The 15,084-nt window shown below is 59.7% G+C and carries 14 protein-coding genes; 1 reads left to right on the top strand and 13 read right to left on the bottom strand.

The genetic code is table 11. The annotated features are described in order from the left end of the window. Positions 1–13 precede the first annotated feature (13 nt). The 11 genes from CA85_RS07530 to CA85_RS07480 all read right to left on the bottom strand — a co-directional run bounded on the left by CA85_RS07530 (position 14) and on the right by CA85_RS07480 (position 10,546). Entirely contained in the window at positions 14–1,174 is a 1,161-nt protein-coding gene (locus CA85_RS07530) for a M24 family metallopeptidase (protein ID WP_146390697.1), read from the bottom strand. 174 nt (positions 1,175–1,348) lie between these two features. Next, on the bottom strand, positions 1,349–2,137 hold the full coding sequence (locus tag CA85_RS07525; protein ID WP_146390696.1) for an SDR family oxidoreductase: 789 nt from the start codon (positions 2,135–2,137) through the stop codon (positions 1,349–1,351). A gap of 418 nt (positions 2,138–2,555) precedes the next feature. Further along, positions 2,556–3,839 (bottom strand): BatD family protein, encoded by a 1,284-nt coding sequence (locus CA85_RS07520; RefSeq protein WP_146390695.1) that lies wholly within the window; start codon positions 3,837–3,839, stop codon positions 2,556–2,558. Next, the gene (locus tag CA85_RS07515; RefSeq protein ID WP_146390694.1) at positions 3,836–4,429 is read right to left on the bottom strand and encodes a tetratricopeptide repeat protein; all 594 of its coding nucleotides are present in this window, start codon (positions 4,427–4,429) and stop codon (positions 3,836–3,838) included. The genes CA85_RS07520 and CA85_RS07515 overlap by 4 nt, the downstream gene beginning before the upstream one ends. Then, complete coding sequence (locus tag CA85_RS07510; RefSeq protein ID WP_146390693.1) at positions 4,426–5,355, bottom strand: vWA domain-containing protein; 930 nt, start codon at positions 5,353–5,355, stop codon at positions 4,426–4,428. Before CA85_RS07510 ends, CA85_RS07515 begins: the two co-directional genes overlap by 4 nt. Beyond that, positions 5,345–6,418 (bottom strand): VWA domain-containing protein, encoded by a 1,074-nt coding sequence (locus tag CA85_RS07505; protein WP_146390692.1) that lies wholly within the window; start codon positions 6,416–6,418, stop codon positions 5,345–5,347. The genes CA85_RS07510 and CA85_RS07505 overlap by 11 nt, the downstream gene beginning before the upstream one ends. After that, positions 6,412–6,921 (bottom strand): DUF4381 domain-containing protein, encoded by a 510-nt coding sequence (locus tag CA85_RS07500; protein ID WP_146390691.1) that lies wholly within the window; start codon positions 6,919–6,921, stop codon positions 6,412–6,414. The genes CA85_RS07505 and CA85_RS07500 overlap by 7 nt, the downstream gene beginning before the upstream one ends. Continuing rightward, a complete protein-coding gene (locus CA85_RS07495; protein WP_146390690.1) occupies positions 6,918–7,832 on the bottom strand; it encodes a DUF58 domain-containing protein in 915 nt (304 codons plus the stop codon). The genes CA85_RS07500 and CA85_RS07495 overlap by 4 nt, the downstream gene beginning before the upstream one ends. A 14-nt stretch (positions 7,833–7,846) precedes the next feature. Continuing rightward, a complete protein-coding gene (locus CA85_RS07490; protein WP_146390689.1) occupies positions 7,847–8,812 on the bottom strand; it encodes an AAA family ATPase in 966 nt (321 codons plus the stop codon). Between the two features lie 148 nt (positions 8,813–8,960). Next, positions 8,961–9,785: a hypothetical protein gene (locus CA85_RS07485; RefSeq protein WP_246112621.1), complete on the bottom strand. Its 825-nt coding sequence runs from the start codon at positions 9,783–9,785 to the stop codon at positions 8,961–8,963. A gap of 71 nt (positions 9,786–9,856) precedes the next feature. Beyond that, a complete protein-coding gene (locus CA85_RS07480; RefSeq protein ID WP_146390687.1) occupies positions 9,857–10,546 on the bottom strand; it encodes a MotA/TolQ/ExbB proton channel family protein in 690 nt (229 codons plus the stop codon). 132 nt (positions 10,547–10,678) lie between these two features. Between CA85_RS07480 and CA85_RS07475 the strand changes: the two genes are divergently transcribed. After that, on the top strand, positions 10,679–12,058 hold the full coding sequence (locus tag CA85_RS07475) for a glucose-6-phosphate isomerase (RefSeq protein WP_146390686.1): 1,380 nt from the start codon (positions 10,679–10,681) through the stop codon (positions 12,056–12,058). 230 nt (positions 12,059–12,288) lie between these two features. Here the strand turns inward: CA85_RS07475 and CA85_RS07470 are convergent, their stop codons facing one another. Together CA85_RS07470 and CA85_RS07465 are read right to left on the bottom strand one after the other, a co-directional pair. After that, on the bottom strand, positions 12,289–13,314 hold the full coding sequence (locus tag CA85_RS07470; protein WP_146390685.1) for an acyl-CoA desaturase: 1,026 nt from the start codon (positions 13,312–13,314) through the stop codon (positions 12,289–12,291). A gap of 205 nt (positions 13,315–13,519) precedes the next feature. Next, positions 13,520–15,079, bottom strand: coding sequence for an MlaD family protein (locus CA85_RS07465; protein WP_146390684.1), 1,560 nt, complete (start codon positions 15,077–15,079; stop codon positions 13,520–13,522). Between the last annotated feature and the right edge of the window lie 5 nt (positions 15,080–15,084).

Here is a 15,084-nt window from a genome sequence, read left to right as displayed (position 1 = left end):
TAACCATTTGGATCTAGGTCCAATCCAGTCCGTCGTGGAGTTCGTTCAGGTCGAGGCAACCGTCTGGCGTGACGACCACCATATCTTCGATGCGGACGCCGCCAAGGTCACGACGATACAGGCCCGGTTCAATCGTCAGCGCTTCCCCAGCGAGTAGCGTGGGTCCCTTGAAATCGAGCAAGGGTGGCTCGTGAACTTCCAATCCAATTCCGTGGCCTGTCCCACATGTCATCGCGCAATAGAAATCGGGGTCGTCTTCACCGGGCAAGCCGATGTCGAATCCATTCGCTTGCAGCATCCCGATCGTGGCCACGTGAACGTCTTCGCCTGTCACACCTGCCTTCGTCGCCTGCTTGCCTGCCACGATGGCTTCACGCACCGCCGCGTGCATCGCCTTGATATCGTCGCTCACACTGCCGTGGACAACGGTTCGTGTGCAGTCGCCGTTGTAGCGGGTCTCTTGGCTGCGAGGAAAGATGTCAACAATGACGGGGCTTTCGGTCAGCAGCTCGCCAGCACCATGGTTATGACAATCGGCGCCCGCCGGGCCGCCTGCGATGATCGCTGTTGGGGTGGTAAAACCTCTCTTCAACAAAAACACATCAACCGAGGTCCGCACGCGCTCGGACGTCAGCGGTGCTCCGTCGTGATAGAGCACGCCCCCGCTCCTCGCTTCCGCCTTGGCGATCATTTCACAGGCGTACTGAATTGCTTGTTCCGTGACGCGCTGTGCTTCCCGCAGATGCTCGATTTCGACTTCGCTCTTCTGTCGACGCTCGACCACCCACAGATTTTCGTCACAAGAAACCTCAATGCCGGCGAGACCGAGGAACTTGGCGTAGATCAGCGGTAGGCTGCGGTCGGCGACGACGGACTTGACTCCTTGGCGGCGCAAATACTCGGCGGATGCCTGCGCCGTGGCTGTCTCGCGATCACCTGAGAGACCGCCCTCGGGCGTGAAGTCTGCGGGACAGCCCACTTGATCGACCTTGGCGAACTTCTTCGCCCGTTCGATCTCGACATCTCGCAACAGCAGCAACGAGTGGGTGCCCTTCTCCGCTGGCACCTCAATCAATACGGTCGGATCGCCGACGCTGAACTGGATGCGTCGATAGAGCGTGTTGTTGATGGCAGGAATTCCTGCGCAGATGGATGCAGTGGGCAATGAACTCATTCCGCAATTTTTTCGGTTGGTCGCTGGCCACTCGCTCCCAGCGGATTCAATAGGCGAACTCGTCGAGCAGAGGGTTCATTATCTGGTTGCTCGATAGGGGCGTCAACGTCCTTAACGGCCTCTCGGCGACTTGCCGTCGCCCGATCCGGCCTGGTCAAATTCCGAGACGGGTTCCTAAACAATGAGCGACTGACCGCCGTCGATCCAAACGGGGGTGCCGGTGATGTGAGCGGCGAGATCGCTCATCAGGAAGGCTGTCAAGTCAGCGACCTGTTTAGGTTCGCCGAACTCACCTTTGGTCAGCGGGATGTCGCCCTCGGGATACTCAATCGGCGTTTCGATCCTTTCAAGATGCTCGCGTTCCGTCTTCTCATGAATCTCTGACTCGATCGCGCCAGGACAGATGACATTGACACGAATTTTGACCTGGGCCAATTCGAGGGCCAACATTTGAGCCAAGGCGAATTGCCCCGCTTTGCTCGCTGCATACGCCGAAGCACCCTCATTGCTGAACGTGCGTGTTCCATTGATGGACGACATGATCACGATACTGCCTCGCCCTTGTTTGCGCATCAGCGGAACACAGTGATGAATGCAGAGATAAGTTCCAGTGAGATTGACATCGATCGTCTTCCGCCACTCTTCGGGAGTGAGTTCATCGATGGGGGCCCAGGTACCGTTGGTTCCCGCGTTGGCGACGAGCCCATCGATGCAGCCATAATGCGAGGCAATCTTATCCATCGCTGCGGCGACCTGATCGCTTTGAGTGACATCAGCCTGGGCGAACATCGCCGCGCCTCCCGCCGCCTCGATCTCGTCAACAACAGACTGCATCTCCTCGACATCTCGGCTGACGATCGCAACCTTGGCACCGCACTGGGCAGCGACCATGGCAATCCCTTTACCGATCCCCCCACTGCCACCGGTAACGATAATGACTCGGTCTGTTAAATCGATTTGCATCGAGTTTTCTCCGTGAGGGACTCGGGACGAACATCGTGGCTAGCGAAACCCTTTCCGCTCCTGAGAGCGGCGTGAGCTTCCAGCTTGCGGTCGGCAAAGATCGCAAGCTGGAAGCTTACGCCACTCTTAAACTCGCCACTTACTATCCCCACGCTCCTTAGCCGAACGCAGGATCATTTCGCCGGATGGTTGCAAACCGCATGCCGGAGTAGATAGGGCCGCCCCGTCGGGGCTGCCGCGAGGTGTCGGCATCAGAAAACCCAGGCGTTGCCTGGGGCTATCATAGGAATGCCCCGTTGGGGCGTCGATTTAGGCGTGTCCGGTGGTGCTCGCTGAGCTCGACCACCGGCTATTTTCTCCAACGCCGTCGGCGTAGGAAAACCTGTTGGTTAGAGGACGGCGCGTTGCCTGGGGCTCGCTAGGTCGGATTCAGATCTGGGAGTGCATCCTCAGCGCGACGCTTGACCCGAGGGTGTGCGAGTTCGCGGCGAATTTGGGCGAAGGTGCCCGCCAGCTGATTTCCCTGCCAGTGGGTTTCGCGTGCGGCGCCGGCGTAGAGCAACTTGGCTAGCGCCGCGGATTGTTGGTCGAGCTCGCTGACGAGCGCGGCCGATAGCCGAGACCGCCAGCTGGGATCGGAGGCGCCCATGGCGTGCTGCCAATCGATCAGCGCTACGTAGGCGGCCTCGGTATCATTGGACCGGCAAGCGGAGTGGAGTTGCTTCGCCGCCCGATTCACCGGGCTGTTCCGCTCGGCCTGCCAACGGGCAACGGCCTTGCTGATCGGCCGCCGCAATACCCAGACGCCAAGTGCTATCAATGCGATCGGGATGATGACGCTCATCGCTCTACGCAGTGGCGAAGCTGGCGGCTCGGCCGCATGCTGGGCAGCGGGCAGGACAGTGATCGACTTGCCCTCGAGTGTTTGTTTTTGGAGTGAATTGGATTTCGTGTCCCACCATACCAACGCAATGTCGGGAAGATCGAATGCGCCGCCGCGAGGGAACTGATACTTAATCGTGTCGATGCGTTGGGCATGAAACGCCCCCCGCTCGTTGTCATCTTGGACAACGGGATCGCGCGAATAGAGTTGCACGCCGGCGGGAGCGGCGGTATCGATGGGGCTGAACATCATGGCGGTCGTGTCATCGGCCTGACGCGTGATTTTGCGTTCGATTACGTCACCCGCCTTAATCGGGTCGGTGGTATCGGGATCCCAAGCCTGCGAATTTTCCATCCCGGACGCGGCCACGACGACTCCCATCTGTCGAGTACCAGGCGGTCGCTTGGACTGGAAATCCAGCTCCTTCGTCTTGCCGCTCATGGGCTCAGGATCGCCCGTGAACGTTCTCTTTCCTTCAAAACGGACTTGGAAGGTGGGAATGACGATTTCACCTTCACGCTGGGTATAGATCACGAACTCGTACAGCTGAGTGAACCAGGATTCACCATCGACTTCTTCGTTTTGAACGACGGGACTGCCGGGCGTCTTGATAATCGTGGTCAACGGTAGCTGCGGCAGATCAAAGGCAGGCGTGCCATCAAACGGCCCCGGAGAAAAGAGCTTGACCTGCATCGGCACCGCTTCACCCGTCCATGCCGTTTTCTTCTTGAGCGATGCTTCCACCGTTTTCTGCTGGGCCAGGCACGTGGAGGTCCACGCCATCACCAGAAGTAGGATTCCGAGGGACAACCGATTCATTTCGAATCCTCCTGGACAGAACCGACTGCATCTTGATAAGCGAATTTGGCTTTGAGGAACTCGGCAGGCTTTGTCTGCACACGCCGCAGCCACATCGCTTGCATGGCAGCATTCGAGATCGGCTGCTGAGCCTGCACGACGGTCTCCTGCCCTCCGGGCTTCTTTTTGTCGAATTTGATCTCGTCGGCACCCTCTTGCTGATCGCCTAAGTCGCCGCCTTCTTGAACGACACGTTTGGCTCGGATGACCGCGATCTCACGATTGGTCACCGCATCGGGGAAGTCCGGTTGTTTTTGGATCGCGCGGTCGTACGTCTTGATGGCCGCTTCGTACTTGCCGAGCATCACTTGAGAATTGGCGCGGTTGTAGATCGCATCGGGTGTTGAAATCCGAGCGAAGGATTTTTCTGCTTTCTTGAATTCCCCAGCTCGGAACCAGGCGATCCCTTGGCGCATGGGATCTTGGAATGCGGCAGCGGCTTGGGAAAACTCGCCGCGGTCGGTCAAACGTTGCCCCTGTTGGTCTGGGGAGAACCACAGATTGGACCAAGCCAAAGCGCCGATGATCAGGAATGTTGCGGACCCTTTCATGCCAGTCGCTCCTTGGGAAGCGTGGAGATGGTCCGCCGAAAGCGGATCAAGGTAAGAATCGCGAGAATCGGAATCAGCCACCAACCCGATTCGGCCCAGCGGGTTCCCTTGTCCGCCGCAGCCACACTCTGCGGCGCCCGAGCGGCTCGGCGAACGAGGGCTCGAACGTCCGCGTCGTCGGGAGTGATCGCGGTCACCCGGGCATTCAATGCCGAGGCCGCCGTCTCCATACTCGATGCATCGATGGATTCCGGTGGGACGACACTCAGTACCTGGACGAGCAGATCGTTCGATTGTCGGAACCTGCTCAGCGCCGCGGCATCGCCCGCGGGCAGAGAATCGGCGATCACAATAATCGATCCACCACTCTCTTTGAGAGTTCGGGCGGCGAGTTGCAGGGCATCGACCAAAGCGTTGCCCGGCTTGGGCATAATCTTGGAACTGATTTCAGCGGCCATTGTCGCGACCACGGATGTATCGCGTGTCGGCGGCAGGACGAGGTGCGCCGTCCCGGCATAGGCGATCAATCCGAGTGGTTCGCCTTTGCGATCCTCAGCGATATCGGCCACCTTGAGACTGGCTCGCTCCATCCGGCTGGGGGCGAGGTCGTCGAGATCCATCGACTCATCGGCCGACAGGAGTAGCATCAGTGGCACGGGATCGTCTGAGAATGGCGTCGGCTCGAGATGCCAGGTGGGGCCGGCCAACGCAATCGTTGCCAATAACCAGGCGGCCAGGACCCCGACACTCTGCCATAGATCGCGGGTCGTGTCGCCCACTGTAAGCGCCTTCAAAAGTTCACCGTCGATGGACCGCCGCCAGCCGCGCAGGGGATCATGGGCACGCCGCGCCAGCCACCAAATCAAGATAATCACCGGGATCAGCCATAACCAACCAGGTCGGATGAAGTGGAAATTATCGAACATCGACCGCTCCCTTCTTCCCGCCGGACACGGCAACCGTCTCCAGCTCAAAGGTGCGTGGATTGACCTGCAGCCGCATCGATGATTTCTCCGGGGCCAGGGAGCGACGATTGACCAGCAGCATCCAAAGATGGCTCAGCAGTGAGATCAGCAGGGCCACCCCGAGGGGCCAAAAGAAGAGATCGCGGTGAGGGCGATAACTCACCGTCTTCACCTTCCGCGTTTGCACTTTGTCCAATTCCGCATAGACCTCGACGAGCTGTTTGCGATCGAGAGCGAGGAAATAGCTGCCGCCGGTTTCGTCGGCGACCGATCGCAGGGAAACTTGATCCAGTTTCTCTTCGCCGACTGTCTTTGGATTCCCCATCGCAATGGTGTAGATCGTGATGTCGCGATCCTTTGCCACCCGCGCTGCTTCCACCGGCGGTACCGAGCTCGCCGTGTCGTTCCCATCGGTCAACGCGATGATGGTTTTCATCGGCGCCTCGCTATTGTCAAAGAGATGGATCCCCAATCCGATCGCATCACCGAGAGCCGTCCGCGGTCCAGCCATGCGAACGGCGGTCTCGTCGAGCAACTGCCGGCAGAGTTCCAAGTCTGTCGTGAACGGGACCTGCAGAAAGGGTGCATTGCCGAAGACAACCAAACCCACGCGGTCACCCTCGCGGCGGGTCAGGAAATCGCCCAACACCTCTTTGACGGCTTCCAATCGTGTGATCGGTTTGCCACCGGCACTGGTGAAATCTTTTTGATCCATGGAACCGGATAGATCCACGAGCAACAACAGATCGCGAGTTGGAACATTCTTCTCTATCGGTGGTTCCAACCATTGGGGGCGTGTGAGAGCGAGCAGGACCAATAGCCACACGACCGCGAGGATCGCGAGTGAACTATGCATGGAGTCGCTCGCATCGGTATTGAGTTCTCCCGATGTGGCCTGACGCACCCGGTCGAGAAAGGGCGTGCGGACGGCGATGTTGCTATTGGTTCGAGGCGGCACGAACCGATAGACCAGAAAGGGCAGTGGGGCGAGCAAAAACAGCCACGGGTAGGCAAAAGTCAACATGCTGCGGACTCCGTCTGCGGCGTCCGACGACCGGCACTCGACAGGTTGCGGCCGTCGGGATGGTTCTTGATCCAAGCCGCTGCAAAGGACTTCAGCTCAGCCGTACTCGCGGTCGCTTCGTGGCAGTAAACCCCGCTCGTCAATTCTTGCTTCAGCTCTGCCGAGAGCGGCCCATCGACGGACTTCGCCAGGTGATCACACCACTGGGCGCCGGTCATCGAAGCGACATCGAGCCGGGGATAGGCGACCAGCGCGGCGCGTTTCAGAATCGCAGCGATATGCACGGTGGTCGCGGCGGACTCGAGTTCTGCCATGGCGGCGCGGCGGTAGGCGTTCGCACGCCAATGCAACCAACATTTCCATATCGCGTAACACAGAGCGAGCGTCAGGACGGCCATGACGATCCACCACCCCGGTGCGGGTGGCCACCACGGCACCGGCGGCAGCTCCGCGATATCGCGGAGATTGTCCAAGCTACCTGCGTCTTTTGCCTCAGTGCTCACGAGCGTTCTCCCATTGCCGCCATGACTTGGTCGGTCACCGGTTCGTGGGTGGAAATCGGCAGGATTGGGACTCGGATCGCACCGAGTCGCTCGCGCAACCGACCACAGCGTGCTCGGAAGGCATCCTGATACGATCGATCAAACTGCTCACCTCCCGGTATCGAGTACTGGATCTCGCCATCGGTCGCTGGCAAATGGCCTTGTGCGGGCAAGCGAATCCCTAAGGGGTCATAGATGAGACAGGCCAGCAAATCGTTGTGCGAGGCCATCCGCGTTGTCAGTCGCTGCGTCGCTTCGTTGTCGCCATTGTAGTCAGTAATCAGGATGACAAGACAATCGTGCTTGGCCACATTAACACAGAGTTGCAGGGCATCGTTGAGCCGTCCCGATGAATCGACCGGGGGAGATCCAGCCGACAAACCTTGGTTCATCCGGGTAATCTCATGGCAGATATGCAGCACGCTCTCGCGACTTCGCCGCGGCCGCAGTTCGATGGTATCGTGGTCATCAAACAGAATAGCTCCGACACGATCACCGCCATCCATCGCCCGCCATGCCGCGAGGGCCGCCACCTCGGCTGCGGTGGTCGCTTTGGTGGTCCGTGCGCTGCCGAAAAACATCGAGCTTCGCTGGTCCACGAGCAACAGGACCGGTCGCTCGCGCTCTTCGGAATAGACACGGATGTAAGGTTTGCGAAGTCGGGCTGTCGCCTTCCAATCCATCTGCCGGATATCGTCGCCCGGACGGTAGTCTCGCAATTCCTCGAACATTAATCCACGGCCGCGAAGCCGGGACGCATGCTGCCCGCTGAGCAAACTGTTAATAGGTTGCTTGGGCAGTAGCGAGAATCCGGCTGCCGCATGTCGCAGCCGAACGAGGTCCTCCAGTCGTGTGTGCGCATGACTAGCCATTTCGAGCGATTCTCTTAAGCGGTCACAGCGACACGTTGGATCACTTCACCGATCACGTCTTCACGAGACTTGCCGGCGGCTTCGGCCTCGTAAGACAGGTGCACACGGTGAGCTAAACAGGCAGGCGCGACAGCCTGAATGTCCGCTGGCGAAACGAAATCATTGCCCTGCAACCACGCCCGAGCCCGCGATGCCTTGTCCAGGGCGATCGTCCCCCGTGGGGAGGCTCCCAACTGGATCATGCTGGCCAGGTCAGCATCGTATTTTGCTGGATCACGCGTGGCGACGACGAGGTCGACAATGTATTGCTCGGCGGTCGGGGCGACGTGCATCGCATCGATTTCTTGGCGGATCTCAAAAATCGCTTTCTGGGAAACCGGGGCGAAGCTCGGTTGTTCGGCACCCGCGTTCTCGCTGCGAACCAAACGGAGAATAGACAGTTCGTTCTCTGCCGGTGGATAGGGGACCTGCACGTAGAGCAGGAAACGATCCATCTGGGCTTCAGGCAGCGGGTACGTGCCCTCTTGCTCGATGGGGTTTTGCGTAGCCAGAACCAAAAACAATTCCGGCAGTTTGTGGGTCTTGCCCGCAACGGTGACCTGATGTTCTTCCATCGCTTCGAGCAACGCAGCCTGGACCTTCGCTGGCGCGCGATTGATCTCGTCGGCGAGCACGAGGTTCCCAAAGATGGGCCCGGGTTGGAATTCGAAGGTCGCCGTTTGCTCCCGGTAGATCTCCGATCCCGTCACATCCGAAGGCAACAAATCCGGGGTAAACTGCACCCGCGAGAAATCACCTTCGATCAGCCGCGAGAGGGTTTTGATCGACCGCGTCTTGGCCGTGCCTGGCAACCCTTCCATCAACACGTTGCCACCGGTCAGCAGCGCGATCAATAAACGCTCCACAACGGTCTCTTGTCCGATGATCGCGGCGTTCATCGCCTCAGAAATCTTCAATATCGAATCACGTGATGCTGACATGGCGTTGGTGCTGATGATGACGGATCCAAACCCTTACCCGCGCCGTTGGGGTAAAATATTCGTGAACAAGTTTCCAGAGTGTACTGCATGCCTCCAACGGTGTCACGATAACCATCAGCGGCGTGGTGTTCGCACCACCTCGAGAGCTTCAGAGCGGATCGGGGGTAGCGCCGAGCACGGTGTATTCGAACCGAGATTCGGGGGTATCCGCACGCAGTCGTTCAAGCGTTTTGGGGATGGCATCGACGAGCGGTTGGTACACGCCCGCTACACTCTGGGGCGCGAAAGAGACCAACAGGATCACCAACCCCTTCGGTTGTGGGAACTGCTTGTAGGCAGCAAAAAGTCGATCGGTGACTTCCGAAGTCCGCGCGGCTTGCGTCTTTCCCTCCAAGCGAAACGAATCTCGCTGTTGCCCGGCTTCGATCGCAACGTTTCCGTTGCCATCGGCATGCACGGTCCAAATCTCGGCTCGCTTGAGCAACTCGTCGTGGCCGATTAGGAATCGGATCACCGCGTCGGGAGCAGCGCGGCCGAGGCGTTTGGCCTCCGCCACCGCCTGCTCGATAGGATCGTCGAGTGATGCCGGTTTCTTGTTGGAAGAGGTCTCGGTGATAGCGTTTTCGTCGAGCGTGAACCAGTCACCGATCAAGTCCATGGCGACTTGCATTTGAGCAGCCTGCGCATCGGTCTGCGCGTATGCCTGGTCCCGGGCCGCGCGGGCTTGGTCCCGCTGCCGCTCGAGTTCCCGCTGCTGCCTCTGCATGGCTTGACGAATCCCCTCGAGTTCACTGCGTTCGCGGGCGATCTCCATTGTCAATCGTTCGCGTTGGGATTGCAACGAAATCGCCTCCTGTTGAGATGTCTCGCGGACGTCGAGGAACTGCGCGAAGACAATAATCAGCAGCAGATCCATCAACGGAGTCAGCTGAAAACGGGTCCGCCGCGACCACCAGGATGTAGACAAACGCACATCGCCGGGGTGAGACGTCGGGCTGGGGCGAGACGTCGAACGGGGGCTCACGGGGCTGTGATTCTCTTGGTTCACGCGGTCGATTCCGCCTGCGTTGTCGGGGCCTGCGTTGCAGAGGCCTGTGTCTCCTGCGGCGGGTGAGTCGCCTCGTACACCGAGAGCTCTCGTTTGACCCGGCCCGCCATCTCGCGAACGTGCAGGCGGTTTTCCGAAAGTCGCGCAAACCCGGGTTCGACAATACTACTGATCAACATCAACACGATCGCGGCAGCCAAACCCGCGAAGGTGCTCCAGATCGCATCGCCGAAACGGCTGACGATGATGTTCACCGATGCCTGTTCGTCGGCGGCCAATGCCGAGCCGATTGCGAGGATCGTACCGAGCACCCCGGCGAGCGGATAAGCTTCGATCATCGTGCGGGCAACGTTCCAAGCGGTTTCGAATCGCAGCGATTGGAGATAATCTCGCCGCTCGTCGAGGATCCGAATGCGGTCGACGAGCTTCGCGCGATCGGGGCTGTGCGGGGGCTCGGCCAAGACATCGTTGATGTCAGCAACGAACGCCTCGATCTGGTCGGAGAGATGCACATGGAAATCCATCCGGCTGCGATGCGGCAGGCCCGCGGTGAAGCGTTCGAGCGTTTGAGCGATGCGTTTGCGATCCGCTCGTGCCCACAGGATGAGAACGCCGAAAGCGATCACGTGCGCCGCGGCAGCCGCGAGGATTGCAAACGTTGAATAAGAAGAGATCAGTTCCAACATAATCACTCAGTCGAGTTCACTGGGCGCCCATCCGGCATGGCGTCTGACCCGTTGAAGGCGAGGGTCAGCCCCCTTTTCAGACAGGCAGTTATTACATGATCGGGGCAGTTTCGCTATGGTTTCGAGCAATTCATGCGCCACGGTGCTCCACTCGATTCTCGACCATCCTTCTCCCGACCGCAAGAGACATCGCCGATGACGCTGCTGCGTTTCAACCCAGCCGGCGCCCTCGACTGTGCCAATGGTCTCAGCGCCGAACGCTTGGATTCGCTCGGCACCAGGCTTGCCGCGGCGCGAGACCAACTCAGCGAATCTGACGGCGATGCGTTTCACAACACGCTGCGCTACCCTGAGAAACTTCTCACCGATTATGAAGCGAAGCGAGAGAACTCCGAACTGGGGCGTGTTTTCCGCGTCGCCAACCGCCTGCATGACCATCTCGATGCAGTCGCCGTGGTCGGTGAACAGGCGACTCTATTGGCGCCTTCGGCGCTCATGCAAGCATGCTGCGAGCCGTTTCACAACGAACTGTCCCGCGCGGCGCGGGGGAGCAAGCCTCGGCTGTACTTTTCTGCTGCTAGCTTGGACAACGATGCCGTCGAAGGGCTGCTGAGGCGATTGGCCACCGGCGGCGACTCTACACACGCCGCCGAGCAGCGGTATGGCCTCGTCGCCATCGACTCGCCTGACAACCACGCTCTGGCGTCTCAGGCAACTGCTGTTTCGATGGGATTGATCGGGGAGCAACTCACCGCGGCGCACGGTGACGCGGCAGCGAAATGGATCCCCAAATTGATGATCCCGGTCTCGCCGGCAAAGGGTCCCGTGCGAGCCATGGCGGACCACTACCACTGCGCCCGCGACTTTCAATTCGACCGAGAGCGAGGCGGCCCGCTGGGCCTGTATTCAGCTGCCCATCTGCTGCCGGCCGCCCTGTTGGGCCTGGACTGCATCCAGTTGCTCGTCGGCGCCGCCGCGATGAACGAGCATTTCCAAAAAAGCAGCTTTGCCGACAACGCGGTGCTGCAGTTTGCGGCTGTCCATTGGGCGAGCGTGCTCGCGGAAGCGCATTACTGCAACGGCCTGCGGGTTTGGAACCCGGCGCTGGGTGGGATGGCATCGTGGTGCGGGCGAGTTCTCCCAATGCAGCCTGTTGGCTTGGAATCACCACCAGGTCGAGGCGTCATCCACCATCTCTGTGTGGACGCGCCGCGGACGGACCCTCTGCCTGCTCCGAACTTTCTTTCGGGCCGCCCACTCACTGGTACAACCTCTGCGACGTCGCCGCTAGACGAAGCCGGGGAGGCACCGACGTTGCCGGATCTCATGAAGGACGCGATCGCGGCGAAGGAACTCGAAGAGAGCGGCGCAGGACAAGCATCCACGCGTCTGACCCTGCCCCGTATCGACACCCACTCACTCGGTCAGTTGTACCAGTTCATCTGGCTAGCCCGCGAATGTCTGACCGCGGTTCACCCCCGCGACGGTGACCACAAGTTACCGACGACATAGTCGACCGACGGCTCCGCCCGTCGCGAGCCTCCCCCGCTGTTCCCCTAGTGAACGGGCTGTCGATTATCCACAAGTATCCCGGAAGGGATGATAGAAAATAGCCGTCGGTCAACGCAGCGCCACTTACGGTTGTTCGTTGAAGATGGAGCGTCGCCCCCGAAGTGGGTCGCAGACCTCGTCGTGAATGATCTTCAACCTCATTCGGGGTTGGCACGCGTGTTTCGCGCCGTTTAAGAATTCGACGTTCCCTGAGCGGCCTGGGCTTGCCGGTGAATCCGTGGGCGGATGATGTGGCTGGCCAAACCGATCATGCCGAAGCAGCGGATGACGTAGTAGTTCACGTCGATTTCCCACCACCGGTGCTGCACCGAGGCGCTCGCGGGGTCGGCATGATGGTTATTGTGCCAGCCTTCGCCAGCGGTCAGCAACGTCACCAACCAATTGTTGCGACTGTCGTCGCTGGTCTCGTAATTGCGGTACCCGAACATGTGGCTGAGCGAATTGACCGCCCACGTGATGTGCCAAACCCAAACCGTCCGAGCGACGACGCCCCACACAACGATGCTGGCGATCATGCGGTACGCGGTGGGTTCATTTCCGTACACTGCCAAGCAAACCGCAGTGGTAATCAGCGTGTAGATCAGAGCGTGGCCGAGCCAAAACAGGCCCGCGGCGGACGGCAGTTTCTCGATCCAACGGTAATAGGGATCGGCCAACACATCGCGGGCGTATTTCTCGTACATCGAAAAGGTCGCCAACCGAGTACGCGTCTCATGGACGAGCCAACGCACGTGTGACCACAGGAACCCCTCGCGGGGTGAATGAGGATCGTTCTCGTGATCGGAGTGAGAGTGATGCATTCGATGCCAGGCCACCCAGTGGGCGGGAGTCTCTTGGGCAGCACACATCGCCAGCGTCACCAGCGTGCGTTCAAACCATTTCGGGGTTCGAAAGCTATGGTGGGTGAGCAGTCGGTGGTAGCCGATCGGGATCGCCATCTGGCCGAACAGGACCACGCCTGCAAGGAACGCAGCGACGCCCGCCCAGCTGAAAAACCACGGCAACAGGCAGAGGATCGTCAACACATGCAGCGAGACGAAGAAAATGGTGTAGTCCCAGCGAATCGCTCCCCGTTGTTTGCTTTGGGATGCTCGCGCCGGTGTCGATTCGGTTGGTGCCGAATGCATCGAGGCCGAGGGATCTTGAGCGGTCGGTTGCGTGGGCGCAGCCGCCGGTTCGGGGAGGGTGACATCCATGCTGAGATTAGTATCCGTGATCGATGGGGCGTTAAGATGCCCATGATCGTAAGGGAAATCCAATTCAACACACTAGCAAAACTCAGGATTCAGCCCGAAATTCCCAAGCCGTGCCCGCAGCGATTCCCTCGTCAAGCGTACCCTCGGCAGTCTCTGCAACCGTAGTAAACGTCACCATTTCCCTGAACCGCCCCCAGCCGGGAGCCTATCGCAGGCCCGCACCGGTAGGTCGTTTGCCGAGTGCACCACGCACACCGAGTTGGCGAGGGTCGCGGGCAATCTTGTCGGTGAAGACGCGCACATCATCGAGAATGGGGCGAACCCGCGCCGTCGCTGCTTCGATGTTCTGCACGGTGCGGCGGATCTCGAAATACAGCTCATCGTCTTGGAGCAACCGCTTGACGGTACCATCGGAACCGTTGAGCGTTTTGCCAAACGTGTCGATTTGGATCAACGCATTGTCAACGTTGGTAAGGCTCCGCAGGATCTGCTCAGCAAACTCCTCGCTCCGCCGCCCGAATGGGTCGGTGAACGCCTCGACATTCTGGGCCGTTGCCCGAAAACTCTCGAGCGTGCCGCCCGCGGTTGTCTTCAGCTCCGTGATGGCTTGCTCAGCGACCGATCCTACCTGCTCGAACTGGTCTCCGACCTCAGCAAAATCGTCGAAGGTTTGTTGCGCGGTCTGAAGCGTCACGGTGGCTTGGTCAAGCACGCCTGGGAATCGTTCGACGGAATCACGCAGTCCCCGGCGAATCTCTTCATTGCCGAGAATCGACCGTGCATCGCGGATCGCACCCTGCAGTTCCTCAAGAGTCTCGATCGCTTCGTTTTGCAGTTCGACGAAGGTAGCTTTGCCGACGGAACTGTTCGGTCCACCGAGCGGCAGCGTCTGTCCCGGCGGCAGAGGCACGGCCGGTGCTTCACCCGGCACCGCTGGCGGGAGAGTCGACGGATCTTGATTGGCATAAGCCATCGTTTGGATCGCAGTCGCTGGAGCATCGCCAGTCGAAACTGCCGAAACCAAACGTACCGGATGCGCCCAAGACGGCGCCGGCGGCATCGCCCCAGAGGTTCCTGACTGCGCCGACCGCAATCGATCCGGCGCGGCCCCTTGCGTGGAGTGCGCTGGGACGAGCGAGGACTGAGGCGGGTACCCGGGCGTGCGGGCGTTGGAGCGTGGTTCGATCCCAATCAATCCACGCACATCGTGAACGAGCGAGCGGATGCTATCCCCCGTGCCTTGCACGGCATCGCCAGCATGCCGAATACTCGTGAACGTGGACCGCAACTCGTCCTCCATACCAAACAACAGAGTGAATGGGTCGGCGAGTTTTTGACCGTAATCGAGATGCTCCCCGTCGCTGTAGGTGCGATCGACCATCGCCAGGTCATCGCGGAAAAGAGCATCGAGTTCGGCCGGTTCAGCTTTGCGAAACTCGAGTTTCGAATCGCCCGTGATCAGCGAGCCAATGCCGATCTGAGGAATGTATTGGTGCAACATCGGGTACGCTTCGTCCATCGCGAGCGTCAGGGTAACACCCTCGTCGCGCAGCTGGATATCGGAAACCCTGCCAATTTTCACACCGTCGCGCAACACCGGCGTGTTGGTATTGATGCCTTGCGCGGAGGGAAAATTAACGGTCAGCGTGTATTCACGACTGAGGATGGCCGGAAAGGCTCCAAAGAGGAACATGAGGATCACACCGATACCAATCGCTGCGATCACCAGCACGCCCACACCGAACCGGAGTCTGCTGTCGTCCATGATGA

The sequence above is a fragment of the Allorhodopirellula solitaria genome, from assembly GCF_007859855.1.
In the GTDB taxonomy this organism is placed as follows: Bacteria; Planctomycetota; Planctomycetia; order Pirellulales; family Pirellulaceae; genus Rhodopirellula; species Rhodopirellula solitaria.
The sequence above is the reverse complement of the archived record's forward strand: the minus strand, read 5'-3'. Positions and strand labels throughout refer to the sequence as shown.